The sequence below is a fragment of the Muricoprocola aceti genome (genome assembly GCF_025567005.1).
In the GTDB taxonomy this organism is placed as follows: domain Bacteria; phylum Bacillota; class Clostridia; order Lachnospirales; family Lachnospiraceae; genus Marvinbryantia; species Marvinbryantia aceti.
The window spans coordinates 1-11,979 of the sequence record NZ_JAOQKE010000035.1; the positions used below are offsets into that span (position 1 = coordinate 1).

General features: G+C 38.9%; 13 protein-coding genes. 1 reads left to right on the forward strand and 12 read right to left on the reverse strand.

All coding sequences use genetic code 11. From position 1 onward, the window contains the following. Window positions 1-152: 152 nt before the first annotated feature. From OCV47_RS15385 to OCV47_RS15415, 7 genes are all read right to left on the reverse strand, one after another. The gene (locus OCV47_RS15385; protein WP_262655910.1) at window positions 153-1,622 is read right to left on the reverse strand and encodes an ATP-binding response regulator; all 1,470 of its coding nucleotides are present in this window, start codon (window positions 1,620-1,622) and stop codon (window positions 153-155) included. Then, on the reverse strand, window positions 1,606-2,169 hold the full coding sequence (locus OCV47_RS15390) for a nuclear transport factor 2 family protein (RefSeq protein ID WP_262655911.1): 564 nt from the start codon (window positions 2,167-2,169) through the stop codon (window positions 1,606-1,608). Before OCV47_RS15390 ends, OCV47_RS15385 begins: the two co-directional genes overlap by 17 nt. Before the next feature lie 75 nt (window positions 2,170-2,244). Next, entirely contained in the window at window positions 2,245-3,585 is a 1,341-nt protein-coding gene (locus OCV47_RS15395) for an MATE family efflux transporter (protein ID WP_262655912.1), read from the reverse strand. Window positions 3,586-3,680: 95 nt separating this feature from the next. Then, window positions 3,681-4,094, reverse strand: a complete 414-nt coding sequence (locus OCV47_RS15400) for a hypothetical protein (RefSeq protein ID WP_262655913.1) — start codon at window positions 4,092-4,094, stop codon at window positions 3,681-3,683. A 14-nt stretch (window positions 4,095-4,108) separates the two neighbouring features. Then, entirely contained in the window at window positions 4,109-5,635 is a 1,527-nt protein-coding gene (locus tag OCV47_RS15405; protein ID WP_262655918.1) for a Y-family DNA polymerase, read from the reverse strand. 39 nt (window positions 5,636-5,674) lie between these two features. After that, window positions 5,675-6,130, reverse strand: a complete 456-nt coding sequence (locus OCV47_RS15410) for a YaiI/YqxD family protein (RefSeq protein WP_117449494.1) — start codon at window positions 6,128-6,130, stop codon at window positions 5,675-5,677. Window positions 6,131-6,140: 10 nt separating this feature from the next. After that, on the reverse strand, window positions 6,141-6,509 hold the full coding sequence (locus OCV47_RS15415) for a VOC family protein (protein ID WP_117449495.1): 369 nt from the start codon (window positions 6,507-6,509) through the stop codon (window positions 6,141-6,143). Between the two features lie 741 nt (window positions 6,510-7,250). On the opposite strand from OCV47_RS15415, the gene OCV47_RS15420 reads away from it, so the two are divergent. Beyond that, window positions 7,251-7,766 (forward strand): helix-turn-helix domain-containing protein, encoded by a 516-nt coding sequence (locus OCV47_RS15420; protein WP_262655914.1) that lies wholly within the window; start codon window positions 7,251-7,253, stop codon window positions 7,764-7,766. A 52-nt stretch (window positions 7,767-7,818) separates the two neighbouring features. Here OCV47_RS15420 and OCV47_RS15425 read toward each other — a convergent pair whose 3' ends face one another. From OCV47_RS15425 to istA, 5 genes are all read right to left on the reverse strand, one after another. After that, window positions 7,819-8,235 (reverse strand): hypothetical protein, encoded by a 417-nt coding sequence (locus OCV47_RS15425; RefSeq protein WP_262655915.1) that lies wholly within the window; start codon window positions 8,233-8,235, stop codon window positions 7,819-7,821. A gap of 22 nt (window positions 8,236-8,257) precedes the next feature. Then, entirely contained in the window at window positions 8,258-8,473 is a 216-nt protein-coding gene (locus tag OCV47_RS15430; RefSeq protein ID WP_026650203.1) for a hypothetical protein, read from the reverse strand. Window positions 8,474-8,948: 475 nt separating this feature from the next. Continuing rightward, entirely contained in the window at window positions 8,949-9,641 is a 693-nt protein-coding gene (locus tag OCV47_RS15435; RefSeq protein ID WP_117449502.1) for an MBL fold metallo-hydrolase, read from the reverse strand. Between the two features lie 169 nt (window positions 9,642-9,810). Then, complete coding sequence (locus OCV47_RS15440) at window positions 9,811-10,053, reverse strand: hypothetical protein (RefSeq protein WP_262655916.1); 243 nt, start codon at window positions 10,051-10,053, stop codon at window positions 9,811-9,813. Between the two features lie 470 nt (window positions 10,054-10,523). Further along, the gene (gene istA, locus OCV47_RS15445) at window positions 10,524-11,726 is read right to left on the reverse strand and encodes an IS21 family transposase (RefSeq protein ID WP_262655917.1); all 1,203 of its coding nucleotides are present in this window, start codon (window positions 11,724-11,726) and stop codon (window positions 10,524-10,526) included. Between the last annotated feature and the right edge of the window lie 253 nt (window positions 11,727-11,979).

The window sequence follows — 11,979 nt, forward strand, 5'->3', positions numbered from 1 at the left end:
CCTTCTGATATTTATTATATCAGAAAAGCGGTTCCAACAATAGCAAAACCCTGCAAAAGCAGGGCTTTGTCTACAGTCTGAAGTGGCCAACGGCCACCTCTCATTTCTTCCCCGAGGTTCTTAAGCAGCCTCTTTTTCATCAAATCTGTCTGTTATAAATATTTCATCATTGTTGGCACAAAAATGTTCATATCAACAGGCTTTGCGACATGATCATTCATTCCAACAGAAAGAACTTTTTGTATATCTTCTGCAAAGACATTGGCAGTCATCGCAATAATTGGAATCCTGGCTTTTTTCGTATCCTTCATCTTTCGGATGGCTAATGCAGCATCATATCCATTCATAACAGGCATCTGAATATCCATAAGGATCAGCTTGTAATAATCAGCATCAGCCTTTTCAATCATGTCAATGCATGCAACACCATCATTTGCAGTCTCAACAATACATCCTTCTTCCGTCAACAATTCTCTTGCAATTTCTGTATTGATCTCATTATCTTCGACTAATAAGATTCGAACACCGTTCAGGCAATTCTTATTGCTCAGATTACTGTTTTTCTGTACCAGAGAATCTTCTTTTGACGCTTTCCTGCAAGGAATCGTCACTGTAAATGTAGAACCTTCACCCTGCTTGCTTTTCACTTCTATAGTGCCATCCATGAGCTCAACAAGCTTTTTCGTAATTCCCATTCCGATGCCGCTGCCATCAATATGACTGAATGTCGTGTTACGTTCTCTTTCAAAAGTTTCAAATATGTGCTTTTGAAATTCTTCAGACATACCAATTCCATTATCGGTAATGGTAATAATCATATTGCACCAGTCTTCTTTTTTACAAGATTCCTGTACAACATTACAGGTAATCGTACCTCCTGTATTTGTATACTTTACAGCATTACTTATAATGTTAAAACAGATCTCTGACAGGTGCGGTACATCCATATATACATACGGATACATAATTTTTTCTGTCAGAGAGAGAGTCTGATTTTTGCCTTCTGTCTGTTGTTGGAACATAGTCATACAATTTTCAAAGCTTTCATGGACATTCGAAACAACATATTCCATTTCGACCTTATTATTTTCAATCCTTGCAAGATCCAGAACATTACTGAGTAACGACAGAAGTTGCCCTCCACATATTTGAATTTTTTCAAGGTATCTGCCTAGTTTTTCTGTTTCTTTCAAATGTCTGGACGCCAGATCTGCATAGCCAATGATCGCATTCATAGGAGTCCTGATGTCATGTGACATATTGAACAGGAATGACGATTTCGCTTTATTTGCACATTCTGCTTTTAATTTAGCTTCCCGCAATTCTTCCTCTTGTCTTAATTCCCGCAGTTTTTTATCTGTCACATCCCGATTTGCGAACAGCACTGATGTGACATTTCCATTTTCATCATAATTCTGAGGAACGACCATAGAAAGAAACCATGATCCATCCTTCTTTTTGAACTCGGAAGACATAGATTCTTTATTATAAAGCCGTGCTGCCATGGTTTGTATATCAAAAAAATCTATATACTTCTGTACAAATGGCTCTGCTATAATATCTTTGATAATCTCGAACTGAGAATCCCAATCTGCAGTATCATTTTTAATATCCAAATCCATTTTTCGTGATCTTTTGACAAGTTCGATCTTCTTTGTTTTTAAGTTCAGACTTGAGATATGATAATAGGCAGTGCCTAATGCATGAAGTGCCTGCCGGTTTTTTTACCTGCTTTCCTAATGTAACAGGGAACTCTTCACCGGCCATCTGCTCCAGATCTGGTGTTGACTGATGCAGATGCTGAACCAGCCATTTTCCATTCGTCCACTTATAGATAATCGTAAATCTTGTCTCCATTTTAAAACAGATTGAACCATCTTTAAACAGACCAACAAAATCTACTGTCCCATGTGCAAGGACATGGTCATCATCAAGTCTTTCTTCTTCCTGATGTAAATTTTGTATTTCAATTCTGATTTTACCTCTTCGTTTTACATCAAATTTAAATGATTCTAAAAATTCATGCAGATTCGTGAATAACTCATGTTTCCCAGTTCCAATCAGACTAATATTTTCATCAAAGTAATTCTCAAGACCTAATTCGTTTACGGATTCAGCGTTAATATATATTTTCAAAAATTGTTCTGTGAGTTTTTTAAAATCATCCATACGCTTCCCTCTCTCGTAAAAAAGACTTAAATAGCTAAAAAATTTGGCGCGACTTCGGTCACGCCATTTTCAGTTTCATATTTTCTTAATCGTTTTCCATTTGCCAGTGCGATATTCCAGATAGGAAATCACAAAGTTGGCAGTCCATCCAATGGGCACTGCATACCATACACAGTCAATGCCAAATCTCGGTGCCAACATCATGGCTATGATCACACGAATGCTCAAATTCACCAGATTGGCAATGGTAAACATTTTCATATCTCCTGCTCCGCGGAGCACGCCGTCCACAGCCATTTTAAAACCAATCATGCCAAAGAAAAATCCCATAAATCCGAGATAAGCCTGCCCAGTTGCCAAAGCAGTGCTGCTGCCCTCTGTCCCAAGGAACAGTGTGATCAGCTGCGCGGGGAAAAGTTCCAGTACAACACAAATGAGCACTGCAAAAAATATCACCAGCTTATTGGCCTGCACATATCCCTTCACGACACGTTTCTGCTGCCCGGCTCCAATATTCTGAGCCGTGTAAGAGGAAATGGCATTTCCAATTGCTACCATGGGCACAACACAGATTGACTCAATACGCATCCCGGCAGAAAAGCCAGCCAGTGCTTCTGCTCCAAAACTGTTCACCACAGACTGCACCAGCATCATTCCAATAGATACGGTAGACTGCTGTAGAATGGACGGAAGGGCAATTTTTGTCATGGGAAGCAGTTCCTCTTTCGCAAAAATGCCGTCCGCATTTCCTTCCATCGTCTGAATCACCTTCAAAAGAATGGTAAAAGAACCTACTACAGATATCCCCTGTGCGATCAGCGTTGCCCAGGCGACTCCCGATACATCCAGGTGAAAATCCGCAACAAAGATCCAGTCCAGAACAATGTTAAATACCGAAGAAAAAATCAGGAAATATAACGGAATCCGTGATTTTCCCAGTGCATTGAACATGGAGGACAGCACATTGTACATAAATAAAAATGGCAGACCCAGAAAATAGATTTTCAGATATGTAACGGACATATCCAGCACCTCTGCCGGAGTGTTCAGGGCAATCATAATCTTTCTGCTGAACAACAGTCCGAATCCGCCGAGCAGCCCGCTGATGAGCAGGAAGGAAATCAGTGCCGTATAAACTGCTTTTTTCAATTTTCCATAACTGCCCCGTCCAAAATACTGGCTGACAATGACTGACGCACCAATTCCACCACCAATAGCAATGCAGATAAAAATATTCGTCAGTGAATAAGCCGCCCCAACCGCCGCCAGCGCATTCTCTCCTACAAGCCGCCCTACAATAGCCGAATCCGCCATGGTATAGACCTGCTGGAAAAGATTGCCGATGATCATAGGAAGGGAGAAAAACACGAGAGCTTTCAAGGGATTTTCTGAAATAAGATAGTCTGAATTTTGCATGTTTGAACCCTGCTCCTTTTTTAACAATAAGCTTTAACTCACTTATTATAGCACAAAATAAAAGATCATCCTATTATAAATACTGTTTTTCACATTTACCAATCTTCACATTTAATATCACTTATCTGTTCGACTGGAATGACCGTTTGATCCGTCATGATTATAGCATGCTCGTATTCATCTACCTTTTTTACAACACCAGAACACACAGCATAGGTGCCGCCTGCTTTTTTTGCATCGGGAATAAAATAAGTTATCGATACATTCTGTTCTATACCGATATTATTTCTGATTATATTGATTTTTTCATTCAGCTGAGCAATCACTTCCTCGCTCAGTTCCAATCTTTCATCGGTTAATCTTGCTGTTTCTTTTATCGCAGCATCATGCCCGGTCAAGGCTGCAAAAGGAGCAAACTGCGCTGCCCGATCCCGAAGTGGCATTTGCGGATGCTTCTTAGAAACCGGATGCGGTAAATTAATGATATCGTCATAAGAATTATTTGTCATCCCTTCCAGCTCCTTTACGCCTTATGTCCGCCGATTTGTTCATTTCTGTCCCTGGCGGTTGCACCTTCCTGAAGATTCATTCCCTTCAGTACAGCATTTTTTCCAAATTTCTTTTTGATGCTTAGCATTGCTTCCTGCATACGTTTTTCGCGTTCCAACGCAGCCGCTTCCTCTTCCTGCTTTTTCTTTTGCGCCTCATAATCCGTAAAAAGATCCAGCTGCTCATACACTTCTTCTTTCCTGACAGAACTTTCATCCACAAGCCTGTTCGCTGTGATATTGATTCTTCTGACAAGCAGGTTTCTGTCAACGATCCTGTCATATAACTCTATTACTGCATCCGTTATCAGTTTTGTTGAGGAAGTCTGCCGTTTCAGATTGGTCGTTCCATGTGCGTGTTTCGGAATTTTTCTTCCATAACGGTCGATGGTAATCTCTCCATGGTATTTCCTTCTCTGGTCAGGATTGTTCAGATTCTCAATATCATAACCAACTGTCAACACGATCTGGTCCGTTACAAGCTTCTTATCCACCAAGTCCAAAACCATCTGGTCCGTCATCTCTTTTACAACCAGTTTTGCTTTTTCAAAATCATAGGGACAATGAAGTACCTGTCCGGAACAAACACTGTTCGTTTCCGGTTTGTAGGCCTTGACCATTTCCATGGTACAGGGCTCATACCCCCAGGCATGGTCAATCAGCAGCTCCGCATTAATGCCAAACAACCTGTATAACAGGTCCTCATTGTATAATTCATTTGATTTTCCAATGGAACATCTTGCAATATCGCCCATTGTATAAAGCCCATATTCTTCCAGCTTCTTTGCATATCCCTTTCCTACTCTCCAGAAATCAGTAAGCGGTCTGTGACTCCAGAGTTTCCTTCGGTATGACATTTCATCCAATTCCGCAATTCGTACACCATCTTTATCTGCTTTAATATGTTTCGCCACAATATCCATCGCAATCTTACACAGATACATATTCGTTCCGATTCCTGCAGTTGCCGTTATACCTGTCGTTTTCAGTACATCCTGTATCATGGTCATTGCAAGTTCCCTTGCTGCCATATTATAGGTATGCAGATAATTCGTTACATCCATAAATACTTCGTCGATCGAATACGGGAAAATATCTTCCGGCGCAATATATTTCAGATAAATGCTGTAAATTCTGGTGCTGTATTCCAGATAGAGAGCCATTCGGGGAGGCGCAACAATATAATCGATCTCCAATGCCGGATTGCTATTTAATTCTGTGCTGTCATCAGAGGCTCCGATAAAAGTTTTGTTCGGTGCTTTCCACCTGCGGGCGCTGTTGGCTTCTTTTACTTTTTGAACAACCTCAAATAAACGAGCCCTTCCTGGTATCCCATAACACTTTAATGCTGGAGATACCGCAAGACAGATGGTTTTTTCTGTTCTGCTTTTATCCGCAACCACAAGATTGGTCGTCAAAGGATCCCTATTTCGTTCTTTACATTCCACAGACGCATAGAATGACTTAAGATCTATTGCAATATAGGTTCTTTCCTTTTCCATCATTCTACACCTCCCGATTCTCCTGTGTTCTGTTTCTAATTATTTCTCCTTATCCATTGCCATATGTATCATTTTCTCAAAGGATTCTCTGAAATGCTCATCATCCTCCGATGTTCGTTTTCTTGGTCCTTTTAAATGATTCTTTCCGGATGCCCTTCGTGCCTTCTTATTCAGATGCCGCTCCATAAGCATCTGGTCAATATTCTCATTGGTATACCATTTCCCGGATTGATGAATCGCATACGCATTTTTTCCAAGTGCCATTGCCGCCACTCCATAATCCTGTGATACAACAATATCGCCTTTATGACAAATACTGATCAGTTTATAATCCACTGCATCTGCGCCGGCTCCAACTACAACCACCTCACTGTAATCAGAAGACAACACATGATTTGTATCACACAACAACGTTACCGGAACACTGTGCTCTTTTGCAATTTTTTCAACAATACCAACTACCGGGCAGGCATCTGCATCAACAAAAATCTGCATAATTTCTCCTTTAATTACACCTGAATGGAGTGCGAAGCTCAATGAGATTACCACTCGGATCATACAATCTTACTAGCTTCTGTCCACCTGCAAGTTCTGTTAATTCTGTGGCATATCGGACGGAATACTTACCAGATTCATATTTCGCAAGCAATCCATCTATATCAAAGTCCTCGAAATACAATTCCATCATGTTATTGAATGGTGTAGAAGTCTCATTCAGCGTCTTCTCCCATACATCGGCATCCTGCAAAACAAGCCCCTCCGATAAGATCACATTACCTTCATTCTTAAGAACCACTTGCAGTCCAAATAAATCCCTATAAAACTCTATGGATTTTTCTATATCGTCCACCACGATAAGTACGTTTTTCAGCATATCCGTCACCTCACAATCCGCTTTGAGTCAAGCGAATATTCGCAATCCGCATTCAGTTATATTATCTTTCCGGACAAATGATCAATTTCATGCTGGCAAATCTATGCCGTCCATCCGGCCGTTCTTCACAACCAAATTTCAGGTCTTCATCGATTTGTTTTACTGTGCACATCATAGTTCAATTCCTCTGAAGTAATAGGAAGAATCAGTTTTCTACATACTCTTTTCCCTTGCTTATACGCAAACCACGACCTAGCTGTTGTAAAAACACCGTAGGGTTCTCCGTCAGCATTGCTATATACCGCTACCGATTTTACACCTCGTTTACATTCGCATCCACTGATCCAATTCTTCCTCTTATTTTAAATTTCTAATACTTATTAAAATGAATACCTTGTTCATTATTATATCTTACATGTAATAAATTGTCATAAATAACTTTCCGTATTTTCTTGCTTTCCTTGTTTCTTTAGTATCCTTTCATTCAGCCAACTGAGATTGTGACTGCAGCATGGCAATCACAAAATTGAATGTAGTATCGGTACTCTACAATCACTTCTTGTTTTTCTCATTCTGTACCCTCTCTTTCCTCTTTTACTCTTTTTGGCTTCGTGTTCATTATTGAGCTTGTTGTTAATTGATAATTCAAGTATAATAAACTATACGAGAAATACACGTCTTGCATGAGAACTTAAATATTGATAATCCTCATGTTTAGCGATATACGGGGAGGAAATTCTCATGGGTAAACAATCCACCAGGAAAAACAAAACAATTTACCAGCTTTGCCGAGAAGCGGCAGGGCTGACAAGAGCAGAGGCCAGTGAAAAAATGGACGCTGTCTCTGATTCAAAAATTGAAAAATTTGAATATGAAACTCAAGAACCTACGCCTTATGATATTCTCCAGATGGCAGATGCCTATAAAAGACCAGATCTTTGCAATTATTATTGCTCTCACAAATGCGAAATCGGCCATCGTTATGTTCCAGAAGTAGAAGTGACCGATCTGTCAAATATCATTTTGGAGACAATTGCCAGTCTAAATGAAATCAATCCTCTTACCGGTCGCCTGATCCAGATTGCCCGTGACGGTAAGATCAGCGATGATGAAATGAAAGATTTTGCTTATATCAGTAAAAAACTTGATGAAATTTCTTTAGCCATAGACTCTTTGAATCTTTGGGTAGATAAGACAGCCGGAGAACAGGGGCTTAATCTTGAACTCTTAAATGCCGAAAAAGAAAAATTAAAATAACCCATAACTCCAAGAAAGGCAATGAACCATTTCTGACTCATTGCCTTTTACTTTACATACGCTGTAATTGATTGACCATACTTTCTGTTCTTCGAATTGCTTCTTCTACCTGTCTTTTTGCATTATTGATTCGATCCTGGACCACCCAGTCCACAACAAAACCATCAAAGAAATAATCCGCAAAAGAAAGAAAATCTCCAGTATCGATATTCAAATTACATGCCATATTTACATCATTTAATTCTCTACTGAAATTACGAAGATCATACTTTGCCTGTTCCATATTCCGTTTAGCCTGATCCATTCTGGAATGTTTTAGCATCGTAGTGAAAAAACCACCGCCAAACATATCTACCAGTCCCCAGTTCTTTGCACTGTTTAAATTTTCTTTTGCTGCCTGAAGACTGTTCCACGCTCTACGCCCAGCTTCAATTGCTTCTCTTTTTTCTTTTTCAATATCATATCCCATTCGTTTTCTTCCTCCTGATCCATTATGAATGTGACGTCACCAATGCTATAATGCCACCGACAATCAACAATGGAAAAGCAATGTACATCAGTCCGCCTACAACCATACCAATCAATATCACCGGAAAGAAAATAACTGTGCAAAGTAGTTTCATAATTCCCCAGGATGCTCTTAACCCAAAAACAAAAAATTTTCCAACAAACCAAATCATACAAATTGTAAATAATAACGATAACATTTTTTTCTCCTTCTGAAACTCATTTTGATATGTGTCTTTCATTTTTTCTGTTCTTTTTCTGATAAATATTCAGATGTGTTCTTTATATCAAGCTTATTACTGAATGCCGGATTTTTCTCCATCTTTTCTATAATCCGGATTAATCGAATTCTCTGTGCTGCTTCCATCTGATCACCCCATTTATATTCTGTTTTTTTGTTGATATTGTCACTATAACAAATTTATTTTTCACAATACACATCCACCATGAGGAATTGCCTCTTTATATTTCTCGAATTTTGAGAATTCTGTCCTTATATTTCTCTGCACGAATTGTTTTCTATCTATGCTGACTCTTTTATAATAAGCATATCCGAGCAACATCATAGATTATTATGAAAAGGGAGATTATACTTCCATGTGCTTGAATATGTGCAGGATGCCAGCGTTTCACCTATGAATGCAATGAATGAGTATTTCATGAGTAAAATGAATGTCAGAAGAAGAATTCTTCTCCTTTTGTACATTCTGTGTTTTTAATGCGTAATTTATATTGCGGATATTCAGTAATAAACCGCTTAATTACATTGGCATCATTCCAGTAATGCATTGGAAAAATGACATTGCAATCTACATTTTTAAGGAAATACAGAATCCCATCGGCATAGTGATCTCCCTGTCTCGGATCTAAGGGAACAAATGCAGCGTCAAAATGCATGTCCTTGATTTTCCTAATCTCCGCACGATATGCTGAAGTAAGTCTCTGGTTGTCAGCTTTCGACTCTCCATCCCAATACCAGTCGTTTAAGTCACCGGCATGGTAAACGATGCCCTCCTTTGTTTTGACAATAAATGCTACACCACTATCGTTAGATTGTAATGTATCAACTTGAGTTCCATTGTCCAGATTATAAGTCTGATCATGATAAACATATATAATCTTCATATCCGACAAGTGTTTCCTTTTGCGTATATCTTTCGCCAGAACAGCCTGATATGTCATGCCCATATCGTCAAGAATCTCAAAAATTACAGGATTAAAATGATCCTTATGAAAATGACTGCAAAAAACAATTACTTCTTTTTTCTTGTCGAGAGGTGGTAATTCACCCTTATAATAGTCAAAAATATAGTAGCAATCTTTAGTTTCAATTAAAAATCCACTGTGGTTAATGTAAGTAATTTTCATCATATCACCTTTATAAAATAACTCCGTTTTCCCTATAAGCTTACAGACAAATATCTACAATGAGTATTTTTTATTTCTTGTCCATCTTATTTCTCTTTAGTGATTATTGATCAATAAATTGGGCTTCGTCCCCCAAGTTTTATATTTCTTATGGTTTTCTTCAGCAACTTCATATCAACTGGTTTTTAAAATAGCTATATAAATCAGTGTCATTATTTCCAATAATAAATTCAATATCCTGATCTGGAAACTGCTCATGGATATAAGGAGCAATATTTTTCATTAAACGATTTTCCCACAGATACACGGTAAGGTGATCGTCTTTTTTAGATTGTCCACATCCAGCCAAAATACCAGTTACTAAAAGCACACCAGACACCAATGCGGCCAGATAACATTTTGTTTTTTGCATACGTCAAATTCCTTATTCTTTCGATTAAAACACATTTCAATATTTTCGTTTTACAAGCCCTTTAGCTTTGTGTCACAGATTTTCATCTGCTTTGTCTGTAATTTTTTTTATTATAGCATTTTATTTTTTCACGTCTATATTTTTCACGTTAATGTAAAAAAATTTTTATTTTTCTTTCCCCCATATCCTCGTACAGACATTAAAGATATCTGTAGGCTCTCTATGTCTTAAAAAAATGATAGCGGAACAATATGTTACTGTGATATAATAAAATATTTGGAATATTTGGAAGAGAATGCAGAGAGGATATGAGTGAACGACATGAAGAAAACAAAAGAAGTCCAGCTAATAAATGTCAATAAGAAATTTAAAAAATATTGATTATATTTTAGGACTAAAAAAGGGCGCACTTATCCCTTGGTGAAAATATCTTGTTTTAAAAAAGATATAGATTCGGGTAATTCAGTATTTTATGCAGCTTCGTCGCATTTAGCCGCATTGTATTGTCTTATGGGATCCCTTTGAGGAGTAGTCTTCCTCACATGAGAAGCGACACGTCCACCATGATAGAACACCTCCACTGTAGCACTGGTTAAGCGAATATCTACCTGTTCTCCAATCAAATCGAAAGGAACAGAGTATTTATTGATTCCATCACTTATGAGATAATCGTTTTGAACCTTTGCAGCGGACCAGACTGCTGGTTCATAAGGGGCTTTGGGAAGCGGCAGCATAAATTCTCTTTCTTCATCTTCGAAAGCAGAACGTCGGTTTCCAAGTCTCTTTTTAAAAGGGCGGAGATTGAGTTCCTCCAGTTTCTCGGAAACTGCTATTTTTGCTTCTTCAATAGAAAAGAAATGATAATTACGTAATGCTGCCAGAATCCATGTGGTTGCATACTTAACAGAGCCTTCTGCATTCGGTTTATCGTCCGGATGCTTCACTCTGGCTGGTACGATTGCAGTATTATAATGGTCTGCCATTTCCTTGTAGGCTCTTGAAATCAAGGTGTCATACCGAGTATTTTTGGTAACACCGGATTTGAGATTATCCGGGATTAATAAGCGGGTGGATCCGCCAAAGTAAGTATAAGCATGTACGTGACAGTTGATGAATGCATCTGATTTCATGTTCGGACAAAGTTCTGCGTATACATATAGGCTACAGGGAAGCACCGCTACAAACAGATATGCAGGTGAAATTTCACCAGTAACCTCATCGTAAATGTCGATGGTGGCACCGGCCCAGTCTACCTCCATTTCGTCGCCGGGCTTATGCTGGATACGCATCGTTGCTTTTGTAATACGTGCCCACTTATGATAGTTATCATTAAACTGTGTACTCATATATGGCTTTTTTCCAGCCGCACTTGCTTCCAGACAGTATTCTGTCCAGAGAAGTGTAAGGGTAACACCTTTCTTGGCTAGTTCCCTGTGAATCTTCGGATAATCAGGCATAAGACGTTCCCCATTATCCTTATTCCGTCCCGGATAAAACAAACTTTCCAGAGACTCATTGGTAACATCGTCATCTAATGGCCAGCAAACATGAAGATTTCCGGCTAGTGTCAAGACTTCCGAAACGGTGTTTCTGGAACTGTGTACACTGGATGCAATGTCTTTCTTGATGTATCCGAGGTGATCAAGCCTCAGAATTTCTCGATAATCAACCATTGTTATCGAACCTCCTATAAATGATAGTCACACATATGTGTGCCATCTTCATTATAGGACTAATCTATGTCCATGCACTATGCAGCGGAAAGCGTGCACTGAAACACCGGAAAGCATGCACTCGATGACCGTGCAGTGTGCACTGATTCATCGGTATTTACACAAAGTGAGCTGTAGATTTAATGGTATCAATAATCTCTTGTTTGTCAGCTTCAATAAAAGCGTTTGGAGATGTATAAGTCTCCAATAAAGT